The sequence below is a fragment of the Nostoc sp. DedQUE02 genome, from assembly GCF_034531035.1.
Classification (GTDB): domain Bacteria; phylum Cyanobacteriota; class Cyanobacteriia; order Cyanobacteriales; family Nostocaceae; genus Nostoc.
In genome coordinates this window covers 33,489-48,211 of sequence record NZ_JAVRBY020000039.1, presented here as the reverse complement: position 1 = coordinate 48,211, position 14,723 = coordinate 33,489, and the positions used below count along the sequence as shown (strand labels likewise).

General features: G+C 40.6%; 11 protein-coding genes. 5 read left to right on the top strand and 6 right to left on the bottom strand.

Annotation, left to right across the window (positions count from 1 at the left end; translation table 11 throughout):
- The first annotated feature begins 2 nt into the window (after positions 1–2).
- Positions 3–2,588 (top strand): CHAT domain-containing protein, encoded by a 2,586-nt coding sequence (locus RMX98_RS24535; RefSeq protein ID WP_322677806.1) that lies wholly within the window; start codon positions 3–5, stop codon positions 2,586–2,588.
- Between the two features lie 61 nt (positions 2,589–2,649).
- On the opposite strand, the gene RMX98_RS24530 is transcribed toward RMX98_RS24535, so the two are convergent.
- On the bottom strand, positions 2,650–3,036 hold the full coding sequence (locus RMX98_RS24530; RefSeq protein ID WP_322677805.1) for an HPP family protein: 387 nt from the start codon (positions 3,034–3,036) through the stop codon (positions 2,650–2,652).
- Between the two features lie 729 nt (positions 3,037–3,765).
- On the opposite strand from RMX98_RS24530, the gene RMX98_RS24525 reads away from it, so the two are divergent.
- The 3 genes from RMX98_RS24525 to RMX98_RS24515 all read left to right on the top strand — a co-directional run bounded on the left by RMX98_RS24525 (position 3,766) and on the right by RMX98_RS24515 (position 5,755).
- The gene (locus tag RMX98_RS24525; RefSeq protein WP_322677804.1) at positions 3,766–3,942 is read left to right on the top strand and encodes a hypothetical protein; all 177 of its coding nucleotides are present in this window, start codon (positions 3,766–3,768) and stop codon (positions 3,940–3,942) included.
- Positions 3,943–4,558: 616 nt separating this feature from the next.
- The gene (locus RMX98_RS24520) at positions 4,559–4,945 is read left to right on the top strand and encodes a hypothetical protein (RefSeq protein ID WP_322677803.1); all 387 of its coding nucleotides are present in this window, start codon (positions 4,559–4,561) and stop codon (positions 4,943–4,945) included.
- A 6-nt stretch (positions 4,946–4,951) separates the two neighbouring features.
- Positions 4,952–5,755 (top strand): SDR family NAD(P)-dependent oxidoreductase, encoded by an 804-nt coding sequence (locus tag RMX98_RS24515; RefSeq protein ID WP_322677802.1) that lies wholly within the window; start codon positions 4,952–4,954, stop codon positions 5,753–5,755.
- 277 nt (positions 5,756–6,032) lie between these two features.
- On the opposite strand, the gene RMX98_RS24510 is transcribed toward RMX98_RS24515, so the two are convergent.
- From RMX98_RS24510 to RMX98_RS24500, 3 genes are all read right to left on the bottom strand, one after another.
- The gene (locus RMX98_RS24510; protein ID WP_322677801.1) at positions 6,033–8,351 is read right to left on the bottom strand and encodes a substrate-binding domain-containing protein; all 2,319 of its coding nucleotides are present in this window, start codon (positions 8,349–8,351) and stop codon (positions 6,033–6,035) included.
- 103 nt (positions 8,352–8,454) lie between these two features.
- Positions 8,455–8,814: a four helix bundle protein gene (locus RMX98_RS24505; RefSeq protein WP_322677800.1), complete on the bottom strand. Its 360-nt coding sequence runs from the start codon at positions 8,812–8,814 to the stop codon at positions 8,455–8,457.
- Positions 8,815–8,866: 52 nt separating this feature from the next.
- Positions 8,867–10,567, bottom strand: coding sequence for a tetratricopeptide repeat protein (locus RMX98_RS24500; RefSeq protein ID WP_322677799.1), 1,701 nt, complete (start codon positions 10,565–10,567; stop codon positions 8,867–8,869).
- Between the two features lie 244 nt (positions 10,568–10,811).
- Between RMX98_RS24500 and RMX98_RS24495 the strand changes: the two genes are divergently transcribed.
- A complete protein-coding gene (locus tag RMX98_RS24495; protein WP_322677798.1) occupies positions 10,812–12,068 on the top strand; it encodes a pentapeptide repeat-containing protein in 1,257 nt (418 codons plus the stop codon).
- 167 nt (positions 12,069–12,235) lie between these two features.
- Here the strand turns inward: RMX98_RS24495 and RMX98_RS24490 are convergent, their stop codons facing one another.
- A complete protein-coding gene (locus RMX98_RS24490) occupies positions 12,236–12,631 on the bottom strand; it encodes a DUF4280 domain-containing protein (RefSeq protein WP_322677797.1) in 396 nt (131 codons plus the stop codon).
- Between the two features lie 150 nt (positions 12,632–12,781).
- Positions 12,782–14,716, bottom strand: coding sequence for a VgrG-related protein (locus tag RMX98_RS24485; RefSeq protein WP_322677796.1), 1,935 nt, complete (start codon positions 14,714–14,716; stop codon positions 12,782–12,784).
- Positions 14,717–14,723 lie beyond the last annotated feature (7 nt).

Genomic DNA, 14,723 nt, shown 5'->3' with positions numbered 1-14,723 from the left:
AAATGTGGAACGCTTTCTCTTTATCTCGGTATCTCCTGCTATTGCTAGTCACAGCATTTATTTTTGTTACCGTTTCACCTGTGTTAAAAGCATCTCATGCAATTGATTTGCCAATTGAGCATTTTTATAGACCAGAAGAAAGCTTAAAAGATTTATTACAACAGGGAAAAGCATTGTATGAAGCAGGAAGGTTAGTAGAAGCGCAACAGGTTTTGCAGAAGGTTTTTCAAGAATATCAAGCATTAGGAGACAAGCTGAGGCAGGCAGTAACGCTAAGTAATCTTGCCTTGGTTTCCCAGCAGCGTGGGATGTTTGCCGAAGCAAATACGGCAATCAATGACAGTTTGCAACTGCTAGGTACTCAAAATTCAAAACAATACTTGCACGTTCTTGCTCAAACGCTAGAAATTCAAGGGAGTATAGAATTGGAGCAAGGACAACCTCAACAGGCGTTACAAACTTGGCAACAAGCCCAGGCGGAATATACTGCAAGTAGCGATTGCAGTGGTATTAACCGCAGTCAGATTAATCAAGCACAGGCATTACAGGTACTAGGATTTTACCGTCGTGCTTTAACAATGTTGACTCAAGTAAGTCAAAATTTACAATCTCAACCAGATTCGTTAACCAAAGTTATAGAATTGCGATCGCTGGGAGATACGCTTCAATTAACTGGTGATTTAGAAAAATCTCGTCAAGTTCTCCAACAAAGTTTACAAATTGCCGAGAAATTGCAATCTCTTCCAGAAATTGGTGCAACACTCCTCAGTTTGGGCAATACTGCTAGAATTGCGGAAGATTACCAAAGTGCGATCGCCTTTTATCAACAAGCGATAGTTAAAACTCCTTCATCTCTTACCAAAGTTCAGGCACAAATCAATCTTCTGACTATCTTATTGAATACAAAACAGTGGAAAGTTGCACAACCTCTGTTAAAGGAAATTCCTACTGAGTTAGATAATTTACCACTCTCTCAGGTAGCAGTTTATGCCAGAATTCATTTTGCTCAGAGCTTGATCAAACAGCAATCTGTCAATCAGTCAAAAGAATTTGCTGCTAAAATGCTTGCTAAAACAACAAAATTAGCACAAGCACTTGGTGATAGACGAGCAGAATCTTACGCCATCGGAACTCTGGGAAAGCTGTATGAACAGAATAAACAGTTGTTAAATGCCCAAAATTTGACACAACAAGCACTTAAGTTAGCTGAATCTGTAAATGCACCGGATATCGCCTACAACTGGTATTGGCAGCTAGGACGCTTGCTAAAACAGCAGGGAGATATTAGAGGAGCGATCGCAGCTTATGATGCTGCTGTCAATGAGTTACAATCTCTCAGAAATGACCTTTTCGGAGTTAATCGAGATGTAGAATTTTCATTTAAGGAAAGTGTAGAACCTATTTATCGTGAATCAGTGGCATTGCTTTTATCGCCAGGAGATATCAGCGAAGAAACATTAGATAAAGCACGCCAGCGAATTGAAGCACTTCAATTAGCAGATTTAGATAATTTTTTTCGGGAAGCCTGCTTAAATGTCACAAAGGTTATATTAGATGAAGTAGTAGATCGAGATAATCCTACAACCGCAGTTATTTATCCGATTATTTTACCAGAACAATTACAAATCATTATCAAAATTCCCACGCAGCCTTTGCGACGCTACTCAATAAATAAATCTCAAATCGAAGTTGAAAAAACTTTAGGGCAACTACGGCAGTATTTAACTGAACCAGACAGAATTGAGGAAGTTAAAATACTTTCTAAGCAAGTATATAATTGGCTTATTCAACCAATTGAGTCTGAGTTACAACATAGCAATGTCAATACTTTAGCTTTTGTCTTGGATGGTGCATTACGAAATGTACCAATGGCAGCACTATATGATGGAAAACAATATTTAGTTGAGAAATATGCTGTTGCTTTAAATCTGGGATTGCAATTACAAAAACCCAAACCTTTAGCACAAGAAAATTTACAGGTTTTGGTTGGAGGATTGGTACAACCGCCATCTGAATTTAGACAATTTCCGTCTTTGCCAGAAATAAAATCTGAGTTTAACTTGATTGCAAAAACAGGAGTAGCAACCACAAAACTTTTAGATAAAGATTTCACCAGTCAGGAATTAAAAGGAAAGATTAGTTCTATTCCATTTAATATTGTTCATCTGGCAACTCACGGACAGTTTAGTTCTCGTCTTGAAGAGACATTTATATTAGCGGCAGATGGGCCAATTAATGTTACTGACTTTGATTTGCTGTTGCGCCGTCGAGATGAAATATACTCACAACCTTTAGAACTTCTCGTCTTAAGTGCTTGTCAGACAGCAGAAGGAGATAATCGGGCAACACTGGGTTTAGCAGGGGTTGCTGTGCGTGCAGGTGCAAGGAGTACAATGGCAAGCCTATGGAATGTTGGCGATCGCTCCACTGCAATTTTAGTTGGTGAGTTTTATCGTGAGTTAGTTTCTGCCAAAGTTACAAAAGCAGAAGCTCTGCGTCGCGCTCAAGTAACCCTTTTACAAAAGTATCCAAACTACAGCCGTCCAGGGTATTGGGCTGCTTATGTTCTCGTTGGTAACTGGTTGTAGATCGGCTGCTTGTCTGCGGCTGATGGGTATAGCGTTGAAGAATCTAACCACGTTAAAAATCTTACAGCCAGTGCTTGGGATAAGTCCTTTCTTGTGCCAGATTATTAAAAACCACAGCACAAAGCACCAAAATAATAGAACCCTCTAAAGCAGGTGTTAATAGAAATTGCCAAGGAGCTTTTGTCATCATTACGACTAAAGCAACTGCTCCTGAAGGTGGGTGTAGAGTTCCAGTAAGCTGCATCATCCCAATGGCTGTTGCTACAGCCATTCCCATTGTCCAAGGTGACGAACCGAAAAGATGTAGAACAATTAGGCTGACTAAAGCAGCTACGAGATTACCACCAATCACATTACGGGGTTGAGCCAAAGGACTGTCTGGCACACCAAATATCAATACACTAGTAGCACCAAACGGAGCCATAAGCAGAGGAGAATTTGTTTTCACAGACAGGTAAGCTGTTGCTGCTATTGCTAAGAAACTACCAAGCCAACTCCAAAAAATATGTGTGTGATGAGGTTTATCTATAGGGCATGTTAGAGGACATGACCGCCAGGTTCCGGTTATCTTAAACCAGTAATTATTCCATTTCAAGTGAAGATTTTTGTAATTTAATAATCTTAAATAGGGAAAATTAATTCGCTTTTTTGGGAAATTTTCTTTCATAAACTCCACAATAGTAAATAAGCATCAACTTAGAAAAAATGACTGATCAAATTTGGCTGTAGTTACTTATAAATACAGGAATAAGCAAACACAAGTTGTCTCAAGTTCATTAGCAAAAATAGTATCTCAAATCCAAACTCCTTCATCCATTAAAGATAACAACGCACACAGCATTACTTTCCCAGATTTTAGATGAGGCATCGACTATATTATTTATTCAAGACTTTAAGAGCAATATATTAGATACACCCATTAATCCTAAATTAACAAGTTTAATAGTATATTGCTTAATGTCATGAATCTATAACATTGTACCATTAAAGTATCTTGGAAATTTTTCAATAAAGCGTATATTACGTATAAAAAACTTTCATTTATATAATATTTACTTATGAATTGCCTATAAAATACATCAGCCACCGACATTTATTGGGGCATTGAATTTTCACTCGTCCACAACGAACAACTAGCAATGCTAACGCATATTGCACTCCCATTTTTTCCAGCATCTTGACTACCGCAGAAGCCATTGACACTGAGGCTGTAACTTCATTGGCAACTGAAGGCGCAATATTCTTTGAGCAGATATTTGATATATCTGCAAAAGGTGGATACAGCAACGATGGTGAAGATGAACTAAACAACCATCAAGATCAATACGGTTCAGTTAGGAAATTTATTCGTTGAGACAGGCAGGGGGAGCAGCACTTCGGCTACGCTCAGTGACCGGAAGCAGGGGAAGCAGGGGAGGAGAAAAAAGTTTATCTGAACCATATTACCATCAAGATAGGTTTTTCTCAGTATTACTTAGATAATAACCTATTTCTGAGGTATATATTTTACTAATTTACTGAATTTAGGATTTAGCGATCGCTCGTTTAAAGTCTGACATCAGAAAATCGGGTGTTGCTGAATCGAGGTATGAATTTGGATGTAGAGACTAGCAATTGCAACGTCTCTACAAGGATTTTGAAATAACGCAAAATTATTTTTCATACCGCAATCAGCAACCCCGAAAATCGCGTTGCTTCCCTCTTGCCAGGGAAGAGGGAAAAGCGGGAAAAATCGAGCAAGACATGAAAATTAACAATCTACGGCTACTACTGTGTCAATTTGGCGTGATAGTTAATTATCATTTCGCTCCCATAAATGTCTAACTGCTGTAACTGTCACACTTTCGGTTAGGTAAATACATCTTCATATTCAACCATAAGAGATAGGACATCTATACAGTACATAGGTACTATTTAGAGGCATGAAAATGAAGCTGACCGAATACTCAAAATCAAGGAACTAAATATATATGGCAATTCAAGAATTGCAAAAAAACGATATGATGGCGCATCTGCTTGAATCCCTTGATGCAGGCAAAGATATTGGTCATTACGGTAGGTTAGTGTTTGCAATGGTGGCACGTCATTTTTTGAGTGAGTCTGAGTTAATTGACTATCTTCAGAAAGATAAAGACTTCACTGAACAAGAAGCACGTTCCTTGTATCTACAAGTACAAGGTAAAGATTATAACCCGCCTCGACGCGAGCGTATTCTTCAATGGCAGTCCCAACAGGAATTTCTCATCTGTCCGAATCCTGATGATCCAGATGCTTGTAACGTTTACAAGGACTTACAGTTTCCAGAGGAGGTATATGAACATATCTCCAACTATTATGAACATAAAGCAGATAGCTAAAAACTGATGACTAATCAAAAAGTTGTTCTAGTTACAGGTGCATCATCTGGATTTGGGCAGTTAATTGCTCAAAAACTGGCTGCTGTAGGCTACTGTGTTTTTGGTACAAGCCGCAAAGAAGAGCCAGCCTCACAGGGCGTGGAAATGTTGACATTAGATGTTACGTCTGATTCTTCAATAGAATCGTGTATTAATCAGTTGCTCACGCGAACTAACCGGATTGATCTACTTGTGAATAATGCTGGACAAATTCATGCCAGCATGATTGAGGAAACTTCTTTAGAACAAGCCAAGGAGATTTTTGAGACGAACTTTTGGGGTGTTGTACGTGTTACTAATGCTGTCTTGCCCTTTATGAGACAGCAACGTAACGGGCATATTATCAATATGAGTTCAGTAGCAGGGCTGATCGGCGCACCGGGACAAGGTTTTTACTCTGCAAGCAAATTTGCACTTGAAGGTTATAGCGAAGCATTAAGCGTAGAACTAGACCCATTCAATATTAAAGTGTCTTTAGTTGAGCCTGGTTACTTTAAGACCAACTTAAACCAAGCCATGTTACAGCCTACCGCAATTCATAGTGATTATGACACTGTACGTGATGTAATTTCCTCATCTGTCCAGGGCGCAATTGCACAAGGTGACAATCCTGACAAGGTTGCACAAGCGATTGCTCGTATTGCTTCAAGCCAGTCACCACAATTACGCTACCGTGTTGGCAATGAGGCACAATGGTTGCCTCGCCTGAGAGCGATACTACCTGATAAGCTGTTTCGCTTTGGTGCGCGTAAACGCTTGAACCTGCCTTAAACATAAGCTAAAAGTTTTTCTGTAATTAAGCATTCAAAGGATTTCTGCAAAAGTTCCGAGCGATCGCACTGGCGAATTTCAATTACTGCTCGAAAGTGCTAGTGGCGAAGAAATTCACACGATTGAAAAGCTTGAAGCGATCGCACCCTATATCTTGTGGATTGATGAGGTCGAGAAAGCACTTTCAGCTAATGGCGATACCTCTGGAGTATCACAAAGGATTTTGGGGAATATACTCACTTTCAAGCTAACTCATAATAGCTATTAGCCATTCTTTTTATTTCAAAGGTGTTAAACCCGTTTGACTGAGTAAGCGCTGACCTTCAAGGGTTTTGAGAATTTCGGCAAATTTTTCGCCAATGGGTGGGCGATCGTTATCGCGGGAGTACACGATCGCAATTGGATATGCCAGAGGATATTGTCCGTTCTTCAATAAATCAACCTTGGGATGATAACTGCCTTTTTTATCACACAAGTCTGTGTTGGGGTCGATATCTCTGTTATTATTCAGTACAATTACCTGTTGCGGAGGCTGTGCCTTTCCTTGTAACGCTAAAGGATAAACTGAACACTGACCAACAATTTTGCTTAGGGAACTAAACCCAACTCCCCCTATTTGTCGGGATTCAAAATCTTGGATTACCGTTCGCATCATCTCAAAATCTGGTAGTTTTCTCAGATTGGACGCAGTAAAGTATTTTTCATTTTTATTTTCAGTATCTCCTTTTTTACTCAACATTAATTGTTCAAATACTTCCACCATCTCTTTATCTTTTGGTGCATACAATTTCACAGGCAATTCCGAAGCCCCCAACTGCGCCCAAGAATCAATTTTATTTGCATACAATTGACGCAATTGCTCTAAAGTAATTTGTCCATTGAGCTTTTGTGGTAGTCCTTTTTCGCGTTGGGCGTAGCTAAAAGCGACGAAAACGGCTATTCCATCGTAGGCAATTATTTGTGCCTCTAAGTCTGTTGGTAATGGTTGAATCAATGGGACAATCGCAAAGGCTGTTTGTCCTGACTGAACTTTGGCAATGGCATCTGCTGTTGATTCTGCTGGCTGATAACTCAGATCCAGCTTTGGCTGTGCAGCTTGCAGTGTTTGTTCTAGCTTTCGATCTTTGGCAATTAAATCAGGTTGTCGAAGTACATAGTACCAAATGCCATCGCGTGTAGAGGTGTAGGTAAACTTGCCGGGAGGAATTGCTGCCACATCTTTTAAACAGCAAACTTTTGGTGCGTTCTCCCTAGCGGTACTAGGCTGCGGTTTATTAATCAGTATCCATACCAGCCACCCAACCATTCCCAAACCCATAGCACTCAAAAGTAATACCAGTAAGCGGGGAAACTTTTTAACAGGTTCTATCTCTGGTTCTGCTTCTTTTCTGCGTGCAAGGGCTAGTGATGCACTGGGCAATCTTTGTAATTCCTGACGGGCAGAAAAAGCATTTTCAAACGGCAATTCCAACTCCATCAGTCGTAGCAAAAATGCCTTCATCTTAGGGTCTGCATCTTTCCAATGCTTTTCGTTTTTGGGATCGAGGGGTTCGCCCCCATCTGTAACAACTCTTCCTGCTAGCAAATAAAAGCCAATATAACCCAGAGAAATTAAATCTTCAGACTTTTTTAAAGAGGAAATAGATTTATCTTGAGTTGGATCGAACAGTCTTTCCCATACTGCTAGATCGGATAGATAAATAAAGAAGTCTAGATTATCCTGGCTAAAAGATTCACCTTTGATTAGTAGTAAAGTGTCAAGGTTAAGATTGCCATGAACTATTCCATTTTGCACTCCTCCTGTTTTCAAACGAAACTTTTGACTGTGAAGAAACTCCAGTGTTTGCAAAACTTGATGCACAACTTTTTTCACCTGGCGATCTGACATTGCTGCCAAACTTAAATAGCCGTTCAGTGTCGGATAGTCATATCGCCTATCAATGATTAAATAACAGCGTTCTTCCAAAGCATCGCCGATCGCCTCCAATGGCTGCAAAAACCGAAAATCTTGTACTCTCCCATCGGCAAGGCTGATACCAGCCAAATTATTAAACATTTGTTTATGCTGCCGTATTTCATCTTCATTGAAATACCGTCCTGGCAACAGATATTCTTTAATGACAACAGGTTCATTTATTCCTTGCTGAGTAGCGGCATACAGTCGCCCAATTCCCCGCCTACCTAAATATTTCTCAATGCGATAGGTTCCGCGATCGCCCTTAATTTCTGAGTTGAATGGCAAAAGTGTCGGGAAGCCGCACAACTGACAAGCCTTAATTCTGGACTCATCCTCTGCTGTAGGACAACAGCGATCGCACCTCAGAGGATCTTTGTGAGAGCAACGATAGCGCTTGTAAGGCGAGTTAAAGAATTGTACACCTGCTTCTTTTGGCAAGACGACGGGTTCAGAAATAGCCTTTTTAGTTTCTTCTACTGTATCCGGTGCTTTGGGAAATAACTCATCGTAAATGTCTGCCAAAATTGGCTGCAACCAAGAATACCGACTCAGCACATTGAACTGAGACAGCCTAAGTTGAATTGGATACCGTTGTAAATAAACTTTGACTATCGTCTGTGGGAGTTTTTTTATTGTCATAATTGCTGATTGCTGATTGCTGATTGCTGATTGCTGATTGCTAATTGCTGATTGCTAATTGCTAATTGCTGATTGCTGATTGCCATTAGCCATTAGCCATTAGCTAATTCCCAATAGATTTTAGGTAGGCGTTGAGCTTTGGTGATAGTTCATCAATAATTGGATTGAGTAGTTTTGTTTGTTCATTTGTTAAAAGATTTCTTTTATATGCTCGTCTTAGCCAATTTATTGTTTCATATAAAGAACCTCTCGCAATTTTTATAAAACGTCGATTATCTTGAAAGTTATACCGCCCCTCTCCCTCTGCAATATTTGCACTGATGCTATCGGCAGCCCTAACGATTTGTTTACCAATAGTATCCTTAGTAAAAGAGTCCCATCCTTTAACAATTTGCCAAATTTCATCTGCCAACTTTTCTGAAAGTTTGTAAACTTCTAATCTCTCAAAATTAGGTCTACCCACTGAAACTCCTTTGATTACAGTTATTAGCAATTAGCAATTAGCAATTAGCAATTTACCGTTTAAGTAATGGTGAGACACTTTCCGCCTCTTTTGCTAACTCTTGTATAACTATCTTTAATGTTGCTTTTGCTACAAGTTGATTTTCGTTGAGTTTAAGGGCGGCTTGCAAAACAGACATTGCTTGTTGATAGCGCTTGAGTTTAGAGAGAACTACTCCGCGTCCGGTTAGAGCATCGGCACTTTGGGGGTTGATTTTCACCGCTTGCTTGTATGCGAACAAGGCTTCGTCATAACGTTTCATATCTGTTAACACTATGCCTCGGTTGTACCAAGCTTGAAAGGATTTGCTATTGAATAAAAGAGCTTTGTCTGTAGAGGCTAGTGCTTCGTTATAGTTTTTTAACTGCCATTGGATAACACTCTGGCTTGCCCAGCCTTCAGCATTGTTTGGTTCGATTTCCAGCGCTTTATTGTAAGCTATAAGTGCGTAATTATACTGTTTTGTCTTGCTCAAGATAGTACCCTGATTAAACCATGCCTGGGTGTAGTTTTGATTTAGTGCGATCGCCTTTTTAGTCGAGTCAAGCGCCTCGCCATACCGTTCTAAATGCCAAAGTGCAACGCTGCGATTGTTCCAAGCTTCTGCGTAGTCGGGTTTCATTCCCACTGTTCGCTGTAAAGACGCAAGTGCTTTTTCATACTGTTCCTGTCCTGCTTGTGCCTCGCCTAGCTCGTTCCATGCTTGAGCCAGACCAATTTCTTGCCAATTGCCATCTCCTTTAATTGCTTCGTTACAAGCTACTTCAGCGTCTTTATACTGATAAAGTTTGTTGAGAATAGTACAGCGTCCTACCTGTGCAAAGGAGTATTTTGGGTTAAGAGCAATGGAGCGATCGTAGGAGGTAAGCGCCTCAGCGTTGCGGGAAAGTTTCTCTAAAACTGTAGCTTGGTCAGCCCAAGCGATCACATCATTCGGATCGATGGCAAGTAATTTGTCATAATCAGCGATCGCTTGTTCTAATTTGTTCAACTGACGATGTGCAATTGCTCGATTTGCTAAAGCAAAGGTCTGGCTTTTACTTCCCCAATCACCGTTACCTTCTATTGCTTGATTACAAGCGGCAATTGCTCCGATAAATTGTCCCAGTTTGTTAAGCGCCTCACAGCGATATGCCAGTGTTAGGGAATCTTTGGGTTGCAGCAACAGCGTCCGATCGTAAGCGACCATTGCTTTTTCGTACTGATTTTGCTGGCTAAGAATCACACCACGATTTAACCATGCTAGCTTCGGCGATTTTCTCCCCCAAATTCCATCAACTTTTAGTGCTTGATTGCAAGCATCTAAAGCTTCTTCGTTGCGTCCCAAAGCCGTTAATGCCATGCACTTATAGGTGAATGCTAGTGAAGTTTTCGAGTTAAATTTGAGGGCTTGCTCAGAAGAAGCGATCGCTTGTGCATATTGTTTCATCAATAGCAGTACACCACTATAGTCTGTCCAAGCCAAGGGATCTTTCGGTTTGAGAACTATCGCCTGTTCGCAAGCGGCTTTGGCTTCTTCATACTTTAGTGTATCTACCTGTAAATTACAAAGATTAGACCAGTAGCTAAAGTCTTTCAGCTTTTCATCAAAGGTAACTGCCAATAGTAAAGGAGAGGCAACTTTTGCTGATACACCTTTGATGCTGCATAGTTGAGGAATCAAGAAAAATAAAGCAAGGGGCGCTGTGCCAAAAGTTTTTTTGAGGCGCTGCATAGAAGCTATTAGTGTCTTGTGGAATATACCAGGTAGACAAGTATAACTAAACATAGGTTAAAAATGTAAATAGCTAATGGCTAATGGCTAATGGCTAATGGCTAATGGCTAATTGCTAATGGTTAATGGCAATTAGCAATTAGCAATTAGCAATTAGCTACTAGTAACATTTATTTCTAGTAGAGAGAGTTCTCAGCGAGAAATTAGCGTCAAAATTTAGTATTCCCAAAAAGATAGTCGAGTTATGAAAATTTTGGTAATTTCTCTGATTTTTCCTTTGCTGTTAGCAACGGTAGCCGAGGCTGTGAATTCTGATAATGTGAAGCGGTTGTTAGAAACTAGAGAGTGTGAGAAATGTAATTTGGTAAATGCTAACCTGAAAGGTTTTTATCTGCGTGGAGCAAATTTAAGAGGTGCAAATCTCAAAGGTGCGAATTTGAATGGTGCAGACTTGCGCGGAGCGTTTCTAGTGAAGACGAACCTGACAGAAGCGGATTTGCGAAACGCGAATTTAGAAAATGCTAATTTACAAGATGCCAAGTTGGAGGGGGTGAGATGGAATAATACGATCGTGAGCGATCGGACGGTAATTAGTAGTAAATGGCGTTTGGTTATGCAAGTAGTTAACCAAGGAGCGCCCCAAGATTTGCACGCAGCCGACCTTGAAGGAGCGAACTTCAACGAACTTGACTTGCGAAATGTAAATTTAGCAGGGGCGAATCTAGAAAAAGCTACCTTAGAAGATGCGCTACTGAGTGGAGCTAATTTCAATCAGGCAAATCTCCAGAAATCTAGCTTTTTTATTAGTGACTTGAGAAACGCTAGCTTCAGCGAAGCAAACTTGAAAAAAGGTAGCTTAATAGCGGCGGACTTGCGCGGAGCGACTCTTACGCAAACAGACCTTAGTCGGGCAAATCTGAGTAGTGCTTACCTCGAAAGTGCAAACCTCGAAGACTCCAACTTAAACTCAGCTAACTTAGCACGAGCATACCTCACCAACGCGAATCTTAGCAGGACAAAGCTACAGAATACTAACTTATTTAGCGCTGATTTACGAGGCGCAAATCTTGAGACTGTAGATTTGAGAAGTGCTAATCTCCGTGGCGCAGATATCAGCAATACCATAGTGAAAAACAGTAATTTACGCGCACTTAAGTTGGAGGGTGCAAATTTACAACACATGAAATTGAGCGGTGCTGACTTAAGCGGTCTTAATCTCAAAAATGTTGACTTCAGTGGTAACGATCTGAGCAATACTAACTTAAGTGGTGCTAATTTGAGCGGAGCCAACCTCAAGGGCGTTAATCTTAGTGGTGCTAATTTGGTACAAGCAAATCTCAGTGGTGCAGAACTAAGTCAAGCTAACTTAAGTAAGGCTAATTTAACTGGTGCTAACCTGAGCCAAGCAAATCTGCAACAAACTATTCTTAGCGGCATTAAGCTTGACTATGCTAACTTTTGCAATGCCACTATGCCTAACGGCTCTAAGGGTAAATGCTGAATCCTATATCGCACACTAAATTAATTAAGTAAGTGGACACAATTATTTATAAGACGCATTTCGACTTCGCTCAATGCTCGATAGCTTGACTCAAAGAGGGTTGAGCGAAGTCGAAACCCGGCAATGTCAAGTTAGGTTTAATTTAGTCCTTCTACTTAGCATTCATTTTATGTAATATTTACCTTCACCTGTCCTGCATAGTTAATCTTAACTACACCACCCCACGCACAGTTACATATTGAAGTATTTGGCAATGCTGGAAAATTGTTAATTTTAACTTTTAGCGCTCCTGGCTTCCAAGGGCCGAGAATCGCTGGAATGCAAGGCATAGGTGTTAAAACACCCAATGCTGCGGTAGTTGCCGCAGCTACCATTGGGTTTGTCAGCGAGGTACACATTCCAAAAGGCAGGATATTGACAAAAGGCGCAAAGTCCATAATTGTTGCTGTTAGCATCCCATTCACCATTACCGGCGGGCCTTTGGGAATAACTAACAGCGAACTAGGTGCAGTACCAAATGGCACACACTGTAGAGAAGCGCCCATCACAACTTGTTGTGGCATAGTTTTTGTTTATGTTAATTGTTAATTGCTAATTGCTAATTGCTAATTGCTGATTGCTGATTGCTAATTGTTAATTGCTTTTTTTCCATGAGCATTAGCTATTAGCCATTAGCTATTAGCCATTAGCTATTAGCCATTAGCCATTAGCCATTAGCTTATATTTACGACTGGGGCATTTACGGCTACTGTTGTATCGCCTTTTATGGTAGTTGTTAATCCTTTTACAGTGGTTGTCATGGCGGATTCAATTTTAATCCCTGCGCCTCCTAGTTCGATGGTGTTACCACCCATTCTCAACTTGATGTTAGACATAGAAACTTCTATACTGCTACCTCCAACTTTTAGGGTAATTTTTTGGGGTGCTGTCAATTCAATTTCACCAGTCCCGGTGAGGGTAATTTTCCGCCCTTGATCGTCAAGATTACAAATATTTCCACCATTAGTTTTGATTTCAATTTTTTTCTTTTGGTCGTCTAGCAGGACTTGATGACCATCTTTAGTTTTGATTTCAATCTTTTTATCTGTATCATTTATATTCAATTTGTGGCCATCTACAGTATTCACATACACACCCTTTTTGCTGCTACCTTTATCTTCTTCGACAAACTGAAGGGTGTGACCCAGACGAGTTTTGAATGTCCGCAGTCGCACTTTACCATCTGCAACTGATTCCTGTACGCTAGTGGGCGGTGCGTCTTTGCCATTCCAAACGTTACCAATGACAAAGGGACGGTGGATATCGCCATGTTCAAACCCAATTAACACTTCGTCGTTAACTTCTGGTAAACAGTCAAATCCGCGACTACTTCCTGCACCAATTCCGACTACTCTTGCCCAGTCGCTTTCATGTTCTTCTGTCAAAGTGGGAAATTTGACTCTTACCCTACTCCATTTTTTCGGATCGTTGTTGTTGGTGACAATTCCTACTATTAAGGTTTGTCCTGGCTGCAAACGAGCTTGGGGAGTCATAGCAGTAAATAAATCATCACCTCGCAAGCCGCGAATGCTGAACTCTGTGTTATAAACTCTGCTTTGGAAAATATGACGGGTTTCGGTGACATAATAGCTACCGCTATATTTGCCCATATCTTTTAGAGATATTACCTTTCCCGGTCGAATATCTGGGTTTCCCACAGCTTGGGCATCTGCTTGGACAAACTCACCAGAAAGTTCGTTGAAAAGTGCTTGGGCGATCGCGTCTGACTCTTTGCTAGAAAAAACCGGTTTATCGACTACAATCATTTTCGGACTACTGTTAAAGGCGGTGCTGGTTTGAGTGCCTTTTCCCTGGTCAATTGAAGTCACAACCTGAGCAGTTTGAGCGCTTTTAGTGGAGACGATCGCCTGCTTATTCTTATAGTCCCATCCTCTAACTTCAACAGAGCTAACTTGTTCGGTACTACTAACACGCACATGAAAGTTGGTAATATCTTTTAACCACTTTAGGTTCAACGAATTACCCCCTGAAGGTTTACGAAAATTCAGCTTGCCATCTTGTACAAATAGCTCAAAACCATTACGTGCCGCTCGTTCCCTCAAAAATTCCATGTTAGTTTGGTTTTCTTGAAAGATGTAGCCCACCGGATCGCCAAATCCATAGGGGCCACCAGTTTCATCAATTGTCCCTGCCGTGATGCCAGCTTCACCAATGATTTGACTTACAATGTCCGAATCTTTCTTATTTTGAAACGATCGATTGTAGCGTCCTCGGTGCAAACGGTGGCTGACATCGTAACCTTGGATAATAATCGGAGCCTGAGATTCCGCGTTAAACTGCGCCTCTACAGCAGTAATTTCACCCTTAAGTAAGGTACTCTGATTAGCAGCGTTAAAGTCAGCATCTTCCGTGTTGCTGGAAGTAAAACCAATTTCAATAGATTTACCAATAGTAAAAGTATTATCGTACAGCCACGGGTTTTCCCCTTCTCGAGCTGAATAATAATCATTACGAATTACTAAGGTGAACATCCCCGGTACATGCAAGCTTTCTTCCACAGTGATTTGCAGAATATCTTCTAACAAACTATCAGACGCAGGTTGTCCGTCAATTTTTAAGGTTGGGATTGCAGTATAACTGGCAGGCATAAGTTAA